Here is a 12,741-nt window from a genome sequence, read left to right as displayed (position 1 = left end):
CCGGCGGTTGCCCATGAATATGCCTTCCTCCGCCTCCCCCTCCCCCGCCGCCCGCGCCCGTATGCCCGTAGCCGTCTACGTCCTCGGCCTGTCCGTGTTCGCGCTGGGCACCAGCGAGTTCATGCTCTCCGGGCTGCTGCCGGCCATCGCGGACGACATGAACGTGTCGATTCCCCGGGCGGGGCTGCTGATTTCGGCCTTCGCGATCGGGATGGTGGTGGGGGCGCCGCTGCTCGCCGTGGCGACGCTCCGTCTCCCGCGCCGTACCACCCTGATCAGCCTCATCACGATCTTCGGCCTGGGACAGATCGCGGGCGCCCTCGCCCCGACCTACGCCGTGCTCTTCGCGTCACGCGTCATCAGCGCTCTGGCCTGCGCCGGCTTCTGGGCGGTCGGCGCGGCCGTGGCCATCGCGATGGTGCCGGTGAACGCCCGCGCCCGCGCACTGGCCGTGATGATCGGCGGTCTGTCGATCGCGAACGTCCTCGGCGTCCCGGCGGGCGCCTTCCTGGGCGAGCACCTGGGCTGGCGCTCCGCCTTCTGGGCGGTGGCCGCCGCCTCCGCGATCGCCCTCGCCGGGGTGGTCACCCTCATCCCGGCCATCCCCGTTCCCGACGAGAAGCCCCAGTTGGGGCGCGAGTTGCGGATCTACCGGGACCCGCAGACCTGGCTCACCATCTCGCTCATCGCGTTCGCCGCGGGCGGCGTCTTCTGCACGTTCAGCTATCTCGCGCCGCTGCTGACGGACGTGGCGGGCCTGGCGGAAGGCTGGGTGCCCACCGTGCTCGCGCTGTTCGGGATCGGCGCGCTCATCGGTACGACGATCGGCGGCCGGATCGCGGACGCGCACCTCTTCGGGGTGCTGCTCTCCGGCATCACCGCCTCGACCGTCCTGCTCATCACCCTGGCCCTGTTCGGCCAGTACGCGTTCGCCGCCGTCGCCCTCTCCCTCCTCCTCGGCGTCTCGGCCTTCTACACGGCTCCCGCCCTGAACGCCCGCATGTTCAACGTGGCCGGAGCGGCTCCCACCCTGGCCGGCGCCACCACCACCGCCGCCTTCAACCTCGGCAACACCGGCGGGCCCTGGCTCGGCGGCGTCGTCATCGACGCGGGCTTCGGCTACGCCTCGACCGCGTGGGCCGGGGCGGCCATGACGGTCACGGCGGGGGCGGCCGCGCTGGTCTCCCTGCGGCTTCACCGGCGTACGACCTCCCGGGTCGTCATCAAAGCCGCGCCCGCCCCGGCCGGCGAGTCGGTTAATCCATCCCGTTCCGCGAACTGATCACCTATCGTCACCGCCATGGGAGACATGGGTGGGGATCAGGTGGAGGAGGCCGTCGCGGGCACCGTGGCGTTGCTGCGGACAGCGGCGGCCGGGCAGCCGGACTGGAGCGTGAACGCGGGCCGTCTCGACTGGAGTTGCCGCAGGACGGCGGAGCACATCGCATCGGATCTCATCGCGTACGCGGGGCGGCTGGCGGGGCGCCACACCGACCGGAAAGTATCGTTCGACATCACCTTCGACGAGTGCGAGGGCATCGAGGACGTCCTGGACGTGATCGAGGCGACCGGCGCCCTCCTCGCGGCCGCCGTCCGCACCGCACCGCGCGAGGCGCGGGCCTTCCACCCGTACCCGTTCCGCAGCGCGAACCGCGAGGGCTTCGCGGCGATGGGCGTCACCGAAGTACTCCTGCACACGCATGACATCGCCGAGGGTCTGGGGCTGGAGTACGAGCCCCCGGCCCAGCTCTGCGAGGACGTGCTGACCCGGATCTTCCCGCACGTCCAGCCCGGCCCCGACCACTGGCGCACGCTCCTGTGGGCGACGGGCCGCGGCGAGTTGCCCGGCCGCGCCCCGGTCACCGAGTGGCGCTGGAACAACAACGTGGTGATCCCCACCGAGCGGCTCACCCTGCAGGGGGTCACGCCCGCGGCGGCGGCGGATCTGCAGGCCGGCGGCACGGGCGGCTTCGAGTGGATCGAGGGCGGCCCCTGCGAGGGCACGCGATTCGCCGCCGGGATGGTCGTGAAGGCGTACGAGACCGGAGTGCACCGCCCTCAGTGGGGCGTGTTCGTCCTCGTGCGCACGGAGGACGGCCGCGCCGTCGGCGGCATGGGCTTCCACTCCGCCCCGGACGAGATGGGCCATGTCGAGGTCGGCTACGACGTGGTGGAGGCGGCCCGCGGCAACGGCTACGCCACGGAGGCGCTGCGCGCGCTGTCCGCGTGGGCGCTGGCGCAGGACGACATGAAGCGGCTGATCGCGACCGTCGACCACGACAACACCCCTTCCCAGGGCGTGGTTTCGCGTGCGGGCTTCACCCGGGTGAGCGTGGGCGACGAGCAGTACGTGTACGAGCTCCGCAAGAACTGATCAGGCTCTGATCCGCATCCGGCTCTGATCCGGCCGCTCAACGGGATTGCGTACGCCCCTTGGGTCTGCGCAGTCCCGCCTCGTGGAGCAACCGCACCACTTCGCGGCTGCTCACCTCGACAGCTCCGGCCCGCACGGCGTCCGCGTACCGGTGCGAGGGAATGTCGTAGTGGTCCCGCTCGAAGGCCCGGCTCGGAACGCCCAGCTCCGCGGCGAACCGGTGCAGTTCGGCGTACGAGACGTCGCTGATCAGGTGGGACCACATGCGCCCGTGGCCCGGCCAGGCGGGCGGGTCGATGTAGACCGTCACGAGGAGGGCGCCCCGCCGGCCGCGGAGCCGAGCGAGCCCACCGCGGAGACCTTCACGCCCGCCTTGTGGCACACCCAGTGCGGATCGGGCCCCAACTCCGGTTCGACGTCGAGGGCGTGCGGGTCGCCGACGCCGCAGACGGGGCACAGGGGCCAGCGCCCGTACCGGTCGAGCAGCGCGTCCTGTACGTCCTGGGCGACCAGCCCCGCCACGTACGCGGCACCCTCCGGCCACTGCTCCACCCACCAGCGCCGCTGTACGACCGACTCCTCGACGAGCGAGACGACATCGGCTTCGGCGACCTGGCCCGCGACAAGATCGGCGAGCACGAGCGCGCGGGCCGCGTGCAGCGCCTGCTCCAAGGGACCGACGGGGGGCGGGGAGTCCGGGAAGTCCATGGGACCATTGTGCGCCAGGCGCACAACTCGGGCACGAACCTGCCCGGCCCGACCGACACCCTTGCCGAAGATGGATGACACTTTCCCCGAATGTGTCATCGGCTCGCGTAGGGCACCCCTCTTGACCGGCCGCGCGGGCGAAAATATCTTTCATGTGTGACACCAGACGTGAAGGAAATTTTCGCAGGTGAGGCGCCGCCCGCCCCGGCCGCCCTCGCGGCCAAGGTGCGCACGCTCGCCCCGTCGATGACCCGCTCGATGCAGCGGGTGGCCGAGACCGTCGCCGGGGATCCGGCCGGCTGCGCGGCCCTCACGGTCACCGGCCTCGCCGAGCTCACCGGCACCAGCGAGGCGACAGTGGTCCGCACCGCCCGCCTCCTCGGCTACCCCGGCTACCGCGACCTGCGCCTGGCCCTCGCGGGCCTCGCCGCCCAGCAGCAGTCCGGCCGGGCGCCCGCCGTCACGGCCGACATCGCGGTCGACGACCCGATCGCGGACGTCGTGGCGAAACTGGCGTACGACGAGCAGCAGACCCTCGCCGACACCGCGGCCGGACTGGACACGACCCAGCTCGGCGCCGCCGTCTCCGCGCTCGCGGCCGCCCGCCGCATCGACGTCTACGGCGTCGGCGCCTCCGGACTCGTCGCCCAGGACCTCCACCAGAAGCTCCTGCGCATCGGCCTCATAGCCCACGCGTTCAGCGACCCGCACCTCGCGGTCACCAACGCCGTGCAGCTGCGCGCCAAAGACGTGGCGATCGCGATCACGCACTCCGGATCGACGGGGGACGTCATCGAGCCGCTGCGCGTCGCCTTCGAGCGCGGTGCGACGACGATCGCGATCACCGGACGCCCCCACGGGCCCGTCTCCCAGTACGCCGACCACGTCCTCACCACGTCCACGGCCCGCGAGAGCGAGCTGCGCCCGGCGGCCATGTCGTCCCGTACGAGTCAACTGCTGGTCGTGGACTGCCTGTTCATCGGAGTCGCCCAGCGGACGTACGAGACCGCGGCACCGGCCCTGTCCGCCTCGTACGAGGCACTGGCACACCGCCACAGTGCGCGCGGCGGCTCCCGGCGCTAGCACGCTCGCGGGACTCGCGGGACTCGCAGCACAAGAAGCCGGAACGGCACCGGAACCACCACCTGAAAGCGCACCGGAAAGAGCCGCCCCCCATGACCTCCACCGCCGACGCCTCCTCCCACCGCCGTGATGTGCGCGCGGAGTTGGAAACGCTGACCACCGAGGCGTTCCGTCCCGAGCTCTCCGAGATCGACCGGCTGCCCACCCTTGAGATCGCGAAGATCATGAACGGCGAGGACGCGACCGTACCGGTCGCCGTGGCCGAGCGGCTTCCGCTCATCGCCGCCGCCATCGACGCCACCGCGGAGCGCATGGCGCGCGGCGGCCGCCTGATCTACGCCGGCGCGGGCACCGCGGGCCGCCTGGGCATCCTCGACGCCTCGGAGTGCCCGCCCACGTTCAACACGGACCCGTCCGAGGTCGTCGGCCTGATCGCGGGCGGGCCGAGCGCCACGGTCAACTCGATCGAGGGCGCCGAGGACTCCAAGGAGCTGGCGGCCGAGGACCTGGACGCCCTGGGCATCACCGCCGACGACACGGTGGTCGGCGTCTCGGCCTCCGGCCGCACCCCGTACGCGATCGGCGCGGTCCAGCACGCCCGCTCACGAGGGGCGTTGACGATCGGCCTGTCCTGCAACGCGGACAGCGCGCTCGCGGCGGCCGCCGACCACGGCATCGAGATCGTCGTGGGCCCGGAGCTGCTGACCGGCTCGACGCGGCTGAAGGCGGGCACGGCCCAGAAGCTGGTCCTCAACATGATCTCGACGATCACGATGATCCGCCTGGGCAAGACGTACGGGAACCTGATGGTCGACGTCCGTGCCTCGAACGAAAAACTCCGGGCCCGCTCGCGCCGCATCGTCGCCCTGGCGACCGGAGCGTCGGACGACGAGATCGAACGCGCCCTCGCCGCGACGGACGGCGAGGTCAAGAACGCCATCCTCACCATCATCGGCGCAGTGGACGGCCCCACGGCGGCTCACCTCCTGGAGGAGAGCAAGGGGCATCTGCGGGCGGCATTGGAGGCGGCGACCGCCCGCTGACTACTGTTGCCGTGACCGAGGGGGAGGAGAACGGCGGATGACACCGACCACGTTCCGCATCGGCGGGGATCTGGAAGTGCGGCGGCTCGGATTCGGCGCCATGAAGCTGCCGACCGAACCCGGCGACGCCCGCAAGGCCTCCCTCGCGGTCGCCCGGCGGGCCGTGGAACTGGGCGTCACACTGATCGACACCGCCCACATGTACGGCTGGGGAGCGAACGAGGAACTCCTCGCCGAGGCCCTGCACCCCTACCCGGAGGAACTGCTCGTCACCACCAAGGTCGGCGTGTCACGGTCGCCGTCCGGCGAGTGGGGGCTGGACGGGCGGCCGGACGTCCTGCGCGCCCAGGTCGACGACGCCCTCCGCCGGCTCCGCGTCGACCGCGTCGAGCTGCTCCAACTGCACCGCATCGACCCCGAGACGCCGCTCGCCGACCAGCTGGGCACCCTGCGGGACCTGCGGACCGAGGGCAAGATCGGCCGGATCGGGCTGTCCGAGGTCACCGTCGCCGAACTCTGCCGGGCGCGGGAGATCGTGGACGTCGCGAGCGTGCAGAACCGCTACAACCTGCTCGACCGCGAGCACGAGCCGGTACTCGAAGCCTGCGCGGCGGCCGGCATCGCGTTCCTGCCGTGGCGGCCCGTCGCGCACGGAACGGCGGGCGCGACGGCCGAGGTCGCCGCCGTGGCGGCCGAACTCGGCGCCACACCCACCCAGGTCGCCCTCGCCTGGCTCCTCGACCGCTCCCCGGTCGTCCTCCCGATCCCGGGCACCGCCCGGAAGGACCACCTGGAGGAGAACCTCGCCGCGGCCGACCTGCGCCTGACCCCGGCCCAGCGCGCCCGCCTCGACGGGCCGGCCGAGACCGGCTGAACCAGCGGGCGCGACCGAGGCTGTCAGTGGCACGTGCGATGCTCGTCCATGTCCGTACGGCACCGCCCGGGGAGGAGACCGACCACGGTGAACCACGCGCAACTGACCGCCCTCGGCCGCGCCCTGCGCCTTCTCGGCGAGCACGGCGAGTCCCTGTCGACCGCCACGCCCGACGCGAAGCTGCACGAGGCCAAGGCCGACCTGAAACGCGCCCTGGACCTGCTCGACGAGACGGTCACGACCGCAGCGCCCACCACACGCTGCGCCGAGCACCCGAACGGCCCGGTCGACGAGGACGCCCCCGACCTCTGCCTGCTCTGCGAGACCCGCCGCCGCGCCGCCCGCCGCGCCGAGGTCAACAGCACGTACGGTTCGCCCAGGCCCCCCGGCCCGGCCGCCCCCGCCCCGTCCCGCTACGGGGTACGCGCCGACCGCCCCCAGCCCCAGCAGCGCTGGCTCCCCGAAGCCTGGAACGGCCAGGCCTGGCAGCTCTGCGGCACCCCACGCCGCGACCGCCACGAGGCCGAGCTCTACCTGACCGCCCAACGCCGGGGCCCACGCCCGGCGTCGGCGTACCGCCTGGTCCACGAGTTCACGGACTACGAGGTACTGCGGGTGTGGGGCGAGCCGGTGCGGATCGACATCGAGCCGATGGGGAATCTGTAGCCGCACGCGGCCGCCACGGTGTCCTCCTCGTCAGGCGGCGGAGTCTGCCAGCAGCGCGTCGATCTGGCCCATGGCCGCGGTGATGCCCTCGACCATGCCCATGGACACCAGCTGCTCCATCGCCTCAGCGGTGGGGAAGGTGCTCTCGACCGTCATCACGGTGCTCGTCTCACCGTCCGCGGCGAGCCGCACACGGACACTCATCGTGGGCATGTCGGGGTTGGGGCGGCCGGCGTCGTCGGCGAAGCCGTCCTCGAACTCCAGCCCGTACGGGGCTTCGACGGAACGGATGCGCCACCAGCCGTGGTGCTTGTCGCCCTCCGGCCCGGTCATGAAGTACGTGACCGCACCGCCGGGCTTCAGTTCATGGTCGACCACGGTCGCGGGATAGGTCGGCGGGCCCCACCACCGCTCGAGCTTGCGGGGGTCCTCCCATACCTGCCACACCCTCGCCGGCGGTGCGTCGAACCGCGCGGTGAGCGTCAGCGTAAGGGCTTCAGGGTTCTTCTGGACGTCGATCACGGTCATGCGCTTGCTCCTTGCCGTCTTCTGGGTCGGGATCGGCGAGGATCTCGCCGATCCGGTCAATGCGCCCTTGCCACACGGCCGCCAGCTGGTCCAGCAGCCGATGAACCTCACTCAAGGCGTCCGCGTTACCCCGCACCCGCTGCTCCCGCCCTTGCCGCTCCTTGATGACCAGCCCGGCACGCTCCAGCACCGCCACGTGCTTCTGGACGGCCGCGAAGCTCATCGGGAACCGCCGGGCGAGCTCGGAGACCGAGTGATCACCGGTCAGGGTGAGGGCCACGATCTCGCGCCGCGTCACATCGCCCAAGGCCTGGAAGAGGCGATCGGCGCGGTCGATGGATTCTTGACGTACAACCATTGAGTTGTACGTTACCGGGCACCACCGACCCCGGCAACCCCTGAGGCAAAGAGGTCATGATCTGACCTATATGGCTCCTAGCGTGTGACCTACCGACGGAACAGGAAATCCACGGAGGGCCTACACCATGACCGACACCCTGATCACCGACGAGCGCACCGACCTGCTGGAGACGCTGGCCAAGCACCGGCAGTTCCTGCGTCTCACCACCCGCGACCTCACCGACGAGCAGGCCGGGCAGCGAACCACCGTCAGCGAACTGTGTCTCGGCGGCCTGATCAAGCACGTCACATCGGTGGAACGCGGCTGGGTGGACTTCATCCGGAACGGCCCGTCGGCGATGGGCGACTTCACCGCCATGACCGAGGCCGACTGGGCCCGACGGGCCGACGAGTTCCGGATGCTGCCCGGCGAGACACTGGCCGGCGTGCTGGCCGACTACGCGGAGACGGCGGACCGGACGGACGAACTGGTCGCCGCGCTGCCCGACCTGAACGCCGCCCACCCGCTGCCCAAGGCCCCGTGGTTCGAAGGCGAGGCACGGTGGTCGGCCCGCAGGGTGCTGCTGCACATCATCGCCGAAACCGCACAGCACGCCGGCCACGCCGACATCATCCGAGAGTCCCTGGACGGCGCCAAGAGCATGGGCTGACTCACTTGCTCTTGTGGCCCGACACCTGGGCGATCCACCTGATGAAGTCGCCCGGGTCCTGGTCCGCGCCGTGGCCCGCGTCCCAGTAGTACGCGGTGTCGACCTCGTCGCCCAGGCCGGTCAGGCGGGCGGCGAGGTTGCCGGCGACCGTGTGGGAGGTGTCGCTGTCCTTGGTGCCGAGGCGGATCCACCAGTGCTTCGCGCGGTTGCCGTTGACCTTGTCGACGAGGTGGTACATCGGGTTCATCAGGTGGAGCTTGGCGGGTATGTCACCGTCGAGGCGGGCGCTGCCGCCGCTCTCGTGGCGGAGGCTGTAGAGCGTGAAATGGCGGGCCTTGGTCGTCCCCGTGCCGAACAGGTTGTTCTCGGGGGTGGACCGGGCGCAATCATGCCCGCCGCCAGACGAGCGTGTAGCGCCAGAACAACCGACGACGCAGCCGGGCACCGGGCAGCTCGCGCCGCGCCTCCCGGACGATGTCGCCGAAGCTCGTCTCCGCCGGCCGGGTCACCGCGGTCATGGAGACCGGCCGCGGCACCGTACGCCCCCTGCTCTTGACCCAGCCCATCGCGAGGTTCGCCGGGACGGAGGCGAGGCCGAGCAGATGGTCCCCGAGGGTCTCCTCGCGAGCCAGACCGACCACCACCAGCGTTCCGCCAGGCCTCAGTTGCCCACGGAAGCCCGCGAGCGCCTCGCTCAACGGCAAGTGGTGGAGGACGGCAACGCAGGTGATGACGTCGTACGACCCGCCGGGTCCCCCGTCCAGCGCATTCGCGACGGTGTAGGTCACCGGCGCCGTCGAAGAGCCGGCCGGAGTCAACTCCCGCGCCCGGTCGACGATCTCCGGATCAGCGTCGATCCCGTACACCTCCGCCGCCCGCACCGCCAACAACCGCGCCAGATCACCACTCCCGCACCCGACATCCAGCGCACGGCCGAAACGCCGGGGCAACTGCCGCAGGATCCACGGGTGGTAGTGCGCGTTGTGGTCCCAGGGATGCGCCGCGTTGAAGCGATGCAGCGCTTGCAGCAGGCGGTGGCGCAGGTTCGTCATACGGCCATTCGACCAGAGCGCGGGAACCGGCCCCGGCGGAGATCAACGCCCAGCCCCGAAAGAGACCGTGGCAGCGGTTCAACACCACGGCGAACGCCACTAACGTGACGGCATGCTCACGGTCGAAGTCACCGAGACGTTTCCGTGCACGCCCGACGAACTGCTCGACTTCGTGATGGACGTCGAGCGGTACGCGCTGGTCGACCGCAAACTCCGCCCCGTTCTGTGGACCCGGCGCGACGGGAACCTCCTCGAGTTCGCGTTCCGGCCCAGACTGGCGGGGCTCCCGGCGCCACGGACGGTGGCCCGGGCGCGGCTGACTCCCGGCCACCGCATCGACATCGCGCTCGCCCCGCCGCCCGCCAACCGGCTGACGAGGCTGGCGTCCGACTTCGACGCCAGGTTCGTCTGCACCCCGGTCGAGAACGGGACCCGCCTCGTACGCACCCTCAACTTCCGCTTCCGGCCCCCACTGCGATGGCTCGCGGAGCCCCTGCTCCGGCGCCCGCTGACCGCCGACGTACAGGAAGAAGTACGGCTGGCCAAGGAGTACATCCAGCGCCAGAAGGAGAAGTCCTGAGGGCAGGCACGGAGGTACGAGCGACTCTGGCTAGGCTCCATGCCCATGGAGATGGGGGAGCCTGATCCCGGCCGCAGGCCATGGCGCGACCGGCTGGTCAGGCATCGTGCGATCGCGGGCCTGCTGGCCGGGGCAGCAGGGCTGGCCGTTCTGGGCACGGTGCTCGTCGTTCTGCCGGGCATGGTGGTCGATCACGATCTCGCCGGGGCGAGCGTCGCTGCGCAGGACCGGCTGAAAGCGGTGAACGACGTCCGTACGACGCTTCTGCAGGCCGTGGGCGGCATGGTCGTGCTGTTCGGCGCGTACGCCACCTGGAGACAACTGCAAGTCAGTCAGGCGGGCTTGCGCGCCACGCAGGAGGGCTATGTCACCGACCGGTTCAGCACGGCCGTCGATCAGCTCGGCAGCGACAAGCTGGAAACACGCATCGGCGGACTCCACGCGTTGTGGCGCATCGCGGAGCACTCCGCCCGCGACCGCGAGGCCGTCATCTCCATCCAGGCCGCGTACCTGCGTACACACCTGCCCTGGCCACCCGCCGGACCGGAAGCTCCAGCAGCGGACGTGCCCATCAACGACGTCGTGCCGCTGGAGATCCGAGCCGCCGACGCCCAAGTGGCGCTGACCGGCCTCGGCGCGCTGTGCCGGCACCGGGAGGAGTCCTGGGTCAACCTCGGCGTCACGGACCTGCGCCGGGCCGACTGCGACGGGCTGTGGCTGCCCGAGGTCAACCTCGACCACTCCTGCATGGAGGCGGCGAGCCTCTACCACGCCAACCTGACGCAGGCCTCTCTCGTATCGGTCAACCTGCGGCACGCCGAACTCAAGACGGCGATCCTGCGCCGGGCCCGTTGCGTTCTGTCCGACCTGCGGGGCGCGCGGCTGGTGGAAACCGACTTGCGTGACGCGGACTTCACCGAGGCCGACCTGCGCGAGGCGAACCTGCGCAAGGCCGACGCAGCCGGCGCCGTCTTCCGCAGCGCCGACCTGCGGCTGGCCGACTTGCGCGGCTCCGACCTGAGCACGGCCGACCTTTTCCAGGCCCGTCTGACCGGCGCGGTGGCCAGCGAGCACACTCGCTGGCCCGCCGGCTTCGACCACGCTGCCGCCGGCGTCGTCGTCACCGAGGACCCCGGCCCCGAACCTCCGCCGCTGCTCCAGCCCCCGGGGATAACGACGCAGCACCCGCCTCTGCGGTCCATACCGTGACCGACGAGTCCCCCTCCGCAAGACATTGGAGCAACGTGATCATCATTGCCGGAAAGTTGTACGTGGACCCTGCCGCCCGCGAGGCGTACCTGGCTGGATGCTCGACGGTGATCGAGCAGGCCAGGGCCACCCCCGGCTGCCTCGACTTCGCGCTGTCGGCCGACCTGATCGAGCCGGATCGGATCAACGTGTACGAGCGCTGGGACACGGACGAGGACCTCGAACGCTTCCGCGGCGTGGGATCGGAGCCTGAGCAGGCAGCTCAGATCCGCGACGCCGAGGTGAGCAAGTACCGGATCGCCGGTGTCGAGGCTCCTTAGACGGGCAAGAACCGCTCAGCTCAGCGACCCCAGCGAAGCCGCGTCGTACGGTGCCAGTTCGCCGAAGCGGCCGTCCAGCACCTTCGCCGCCCACTGCGGGTCGTGGAGCAGGGCCCGCCCCACGGCCACCATGTCGAACTCGTCGGTCTCCAGGCGGTCCAGCAGGTCGTCGATGCCCTTGACCGGCGAGCCCTCGCCGGCGAACGCGCGGATGAAGTCGCCGTCCAGGCCGACCGATCCGACGGTGATGGCGGGCTTGCCCGTGAGCTTCTTCGTCCAGCCCGCGAGGTTGAGGTCCGAGCCCTCGAACTCCGGAAGCCAGTAGCGGCGCGTCGACGCGTGGAAGGCGTCCACGCCGGCCGCGGCCAGCGGCGTCAGCAGCGCCTCCAGTTCCTCCGGGCTCTCGGCGAGCTTCGCGTCGTACGCTTCCTGCTTCCACTGGGAGTAGCGGAAGAGGATGGGGAAGTCCGGGGACACCGAGTCCCGTACCGCCGCCGCGATCTCCGCCGCGAACTTCGTACGGGCCACCAGGTCGCCGCCGTACGCGTCCGTACGGCGGTTGGTGCCGGACCACAGGAACTGGTCGATCAAGTAGCCGTGCGCGCCGTGGAGTTCGACGCCGTCGAAGCCGATGCGCTCCGCTTCGGCCGCGGCCTGGGCGAAGGCGGCGATGACGTCGTCCAGGTCCTGCTGGGTCATCTCCTTGCCGGTGCCGGGCGTGCCGTCGAGGCGCAGCCCGGAGGGGCCGACCGCCGGGGCGTCCGCGAACGGGGGCTCGCCCGCCTTGCGCACCATGCCGATGTGCCACAGCTGCGGCACGATCCTCCCGCCCGCCGCATGCACGGCCTCCGCCACCTTCGCCCAGCCCGCGAGCTGCTCCGCGCCGTGGAAGCGCGGGATGCTGTCGCTCTGCCCGGCCGACTCATGGCCGACGTACGTGCCTTCGGTGACGATGAGGCCCACGCCCGCTGCGGCGCGGCGCGCGTAGTACGAGGCCACGTCCTCGCCGGGGATGCCTCCGGGCGAGAACTGCCGCGTCATGGGCGCCATCACGATGCGGTTCGGGACGGTCAGGCCGTTCAGCGAGACGGGCCGGGAAAGGATGTGGGCCGCGCGGTGGGCGGAGGCACTGAGGGTCACGCGAGGGCTCCTCGGAAGATAACGGTCGGTATGTGCGCATGCATTGACCTGCGTCTGCGTCAACCGCCCCACGCGCCACGGCATTCCGCCATTCCGCCCCGCCTCACTGTGATCCCGGATACGCCCGAGGGCGGCACCCCTGGAAGCAGGGGTG

General features: G+C 71.1%; 16 protein-coding genes and 1 pseudogene. 10 read left to right on the top strand and 7 right to left on the bottom strand.

All coding sequences use genetic code 11. The annotated features are described in order from the left end of the window. Positions 1–61 precede the first annotated feature (61 nt). Both FGD71_RS41620 and FGD71_RS41615 read left to right on the top strand, forming a co-directional pair. Entirely contained in the window at positions 62–1,282 is a 1,221-nt protein-coding gene (locus FGD71_RS41620) for a Cmx/CmrA family chloramphenicol efflux MFS transporter (protein ID WP_162931370.1), read from the top strand. 18 nt (positions 1,283–1,300) lie between these two features. Further along, a complete protein-coding gene (locus tag FGD71_RS41615; RefSeq protein WP_119105770.1) occupies positions 1,301–2,374 on the top strand; it encodes a GNAT family N-acetyltransferase in 1,074 nt (357 codons plus the stop codon). 37 nt (positions 2,375–2,411) lie between these two features. Here FGD71_RS41615 and FGD71_RS41610 read toward each other — a convergent pair whose 3' ends face one another. Both FGD71_RS41610 and FGD71_RS41605 read right to left on the bottom strand, forming a co-directional pair. Further along, positions 2,412–2,684, bottom strand: coding sequence for a DUF4031 domain-containing protein (locus FGD71_RS41610; RefSeq protein WP_119105769.1), 273 nt, complete (start codon positions 2,682–2,684; stop codon positions 2,412–2,414). Then, positions 2,681–3,082 (bottom strand): hypothetical protein, encoded by a 402-nt coding sequence (locus FGD71_RS41605; protein ID WP_119105768.1) that lies wholly within the window; start codon positions 3,080–3,082, stop codon positions 2,681–2,683. Before FGD71_RS41605 ends, FGD71_RS41610 begins: the two co-directional genes overlap by 4 nt. A 156-nt stretch (positions 3,083–3,238) precedes the next feature. Here FGD71_RS41605 and FGD71_RS41600 point away from each other — a divergent pair, with 156 nt between their 5' ends. The 4 genes from FGD71_RS41600 to FGD71_RS41585 all read left to right on the top strand — a co-directional run bounded on the left by FGD71_RS41600 (position 3,239) and on the right by FGD71_RS41585 (position 6,748). Beyond that, on the top strand, positions 3,239–4,165 hold the full coding sequence (locus FGD71_RS41600) for a MurR/RpiR family transcriptional regulator (protein WP_119105767.1): 927 nt from the start codon (positions 3,239–3,241) through the stop codon (positions 4,163–4,165). 92 nt (positions 4,166–4,257) lie between these two features. Then, complete coding sequence (gene murQ, locus FGD71_RS41595; RefSeq protein ID WP_119105766.1) at positions 4,258–5,208, top strand: N-acetylmuramic acid 6-phosphate etherase; 951 nt, start codon at positions 4,258–4,260, stop codon at positions 5,206–5,208. Positions 5,209–5,245: 37 nt separating this feature from the next. Beyond that, complete coding sequence (locus tag FGD71_RS41590) at positions 5,246–6,082, top strand: aldo/keto reductase (RefSeq protein WP_119105765.1); 837 nt, start codon at positions 5,246–5,248, stop codon at positions 6,080–6,082. An 87-nt stretch (positions 6,083–6,169) separates the two neighbouring features. Continuing rightward, the gene (locus FGD71_RS41585; protein WP_119105764.1) at positions 6,170–6,748 is read left to right on the top strand and encodes a hypothetical protein; all 579 of its coding nucleotides are present in this window, start codon (positions 6,170–6,172) and stop codon (positions 6,746–6,748) included. Positions 6,749–6,778: 30 nt separating this feature from the next. On the opposite strand, the gene FGD71_RS41580 is transcribed toward FGD71_RS41585, so the two are convergent. Together FGD71_RS41580 and FGD71_RS41575 are read right to left on the bottom strand one after the other, a co-directional pair. After that, the gene (locus tag FGD71_RS41580; RefSeq protein ID WP_119105763.1) at positions 6,779–7,276 is read right to left on the bottom strand and encodes an SRPBCC family protein; all 498 of its coding nucleotides are present in this window, start codon (positions 7,274–7,276) and stop codon (positions 6,779–6,781) included. Then, the gene (locus FGD71_RS41575) at positions 7,245–7,634 is read right to left on the bottom strand and encodes an ArsR/SmtB family transcription factor (protein WP_119105762.1); all 390 of its coding nucleotides are present in this window, start codon (positions 7,632–7,634) and stop codon (positions 7,245–7,247) included. The genes FGD71_RS41580 and FGD71_RS41575 overlap by 32 nt, the downstream gene beginning before the upstream one ends. A gap of 127 nt (positions 7,635–7,761) precedes the next feature. On the opposite strand from FGD71_RS41575, the gene FGD71_RS41570 reads away from it, so the two are divergent. Beyond that, positions 7,762–8,286 (top strand): DinB family protein, encoded by a 525-nt coding sequence (locus tag FGD71_RS41570; RefSeq protein ID WP_119105761.1) that lies wholly within the window; start codon positions 7,762–7,764, stop codon positions 8,284–8,286. Between the two features lies 1 nt (position 8,287). On the opposite strand, the pseudogene FGD71_RS41565 reads toward FGD71_RS41570, so the two are convergent. Together FGD71_RS41565 and FGD71_RS41560 are read right to left on the bottom strand one after the other, a co-directional pair. Further along, positions 8,288–8,662, bottom strand: a pseudogene (locus tag FGD71_RS41565) (subtype B tannase); the annotation flags it as partial. Positions 8,663–8,672: 10 nt separating this feature from the next. Continuing rightward, positions 8,673–9,338, bottom strand: coding sequence for a class I SAM-dependent methyltransferase (locus tag FGD71_RS41560; RefSeq protein WP_119105760.1), 666 nt, complete (start codon positions 9,336–9,338; stop codon positions 8,673–8,675). Between the two features lie 112 nt (positions 9,339–9,450). Between FGD71_RS41560 and FGD71_RS41555 the strand changes: the two genes are divergently transcribed. From FGD71_RS41555 to FGD71_RS41545, 3 genes are read left to right on the top strand one after another with little or no spacing between them, the layout of a single operon-like run. Next, the gene (locus FGD71_RS41555; protein WP_119105759.1) at positions 9,451–9,918 is read left to right on the top strand and encodes an SRPBCC family protein; all 468 of its coding nucleotides are present in this window, start codon (positions 9,451–9,453) and stop codon (positions 9,916–9,918) included. 45 nt (positions 9,919–9,963) lie between these two features. Beyond that, positions 9,964–11,127 (top strand): pentapeptide repeat-containing protein, encoded by a 1,164-nt coding sequence (locus tag FGD71_RS41550; RefSeq protein ID WP_240437031.1) that lies wholly within the window; start codon positions 9,964–9,966, stop codon positions 11,125–11,127. 35 nt (positions 11,128–11,162) lie between these two features. Beyond that, positions 11,163–11,447 carry a putative quinol monooxygenase gene (locus FGD71_RS41545; protein ID WP_119105758.1) on the top strand — a complete coding sequence of 95 codons (285 nt, stop codon included), beginning with the start codon at positions 11,163–11,165 and terminating at the stop codon, positions 11,445–11,447. A 15-nt stretch (positions 11,448–11,462) separates the two neighbouring features. Here the strand turns inward: FGD71_RS41545 and FGD71_RS41540 are convergent, their stop codons facing one another. Then, positions 11,463–12,587: an NADH:flavin oxidoreductase gene (locus FGD71_RS41540; RefSeq protein WP_181359378.1), complete on the bottom strand. Its 1,125-nt coding sequence runs from the start codon at positions 12,585–12,587 to the stop codon at positions 11,463–11,465. Positions 12,588–12,741 lie beyond the last annotated feature (154 nt).

Origin of the sequence: Streptomyces sporangiiformans (assembly GCF_005768555.2) — a bacterium.
GTDB classification, from domain to species: Bacteria; Actinomycetota; Actinomycetes; order Streptomycetales; family Streptomycetaceae; genus Streptomyces; species Streptomyces sporangiiformans.
Note: the sequence above shows the minus strand (reverse complement) of the source record. Positions and strands in the feature narration are given on the sequence as shown.

What these genes read in the sequence shown, in the direction of transcription:
- FGD71_RS41550 (WP_240437031.1), top strand. Translation starts at nt 9,964, where the DNA reads ATGGAGATGGGGGAGCCTGATCCCGGCCGCAGGCCATGGCGCGACCGG.
- murQ (WP_119105766.1), top strand. Translation starts at nt 4,258, where the DNA reads ATGACCTCCACCGCCGACGCCTCCTCCCACCGCCGTGATGTGCGCGCG.
- FGD71_RS41560 (WP_119105760.1), bottom strand. Translation starts at nt 9,338, where the DNA reads ATGACGAACCTGCGCCACCGCCTGCTGCAAGCGCTGCATCGCTTCAAC.
- FGD71_RS41615 (WP_119105770.1), top strand. Translation starts at nt 1,301, where the DNA reads ATGGGAGACATGGGTGGGGATCAGGTGGAGGAGGCCGTCGCGGGCACC.
- FGD71_RS41605 (WP_119105768.1), bottom strand. Translation starts at nt 3,082, where the DNA reads ATGGACTTCCCGGACTCCCCGCCCCCCGTCGGTCCCTTGGAGCAGGCG.
- FGD71_RS41555 (WP_119105759.1), top strand. Translation starts at nt 9,451, where the DNA reads ATGCTCACGGTCGAAGTCACCGAGACGTTTCCGTGCACGCCCGACGAA.
- FGD71_RS41620 (WP_162931370.1), top strand. Translation starts at nt 62, where the DNA reads ATGCCCGTAGCCGTCTACGTCCTCGGCCTGTCCGTGTTCGCGCTGGGC.
- FGD71_RS41590 (WP_119105765.1), top strand. Translation starts at nt 5,246, where the DNA reads ATGACACCGACCACGTTCCGCATCGGCGGGGATCTGGAAGTGCGGCGG.
- FGD71_RS41575 (WP_119105762.1), bottom strand. Translation starts at nt 7,634, where the DNA reads ATGGTTGTACGTCAAGAATCCATCGACCGCGCCGATCGCCTCTTCCAG.
- FGD71_RS41570 (WP_119105761.1), top strand. Translation starts at nt 7,762, where the DNA reads ATGACCGACACCCTGATCACCGACGAGCGCACCGACCTGCTGGAGACG.
- FGD71_RS41580 (WP_119105763.1), bottom strand. Translation starts at nt 7,276, where the DNA reads ATGACCGTGATCGACGTCCAGAAGAACCCTGAAGCCCTTACGCTGACG.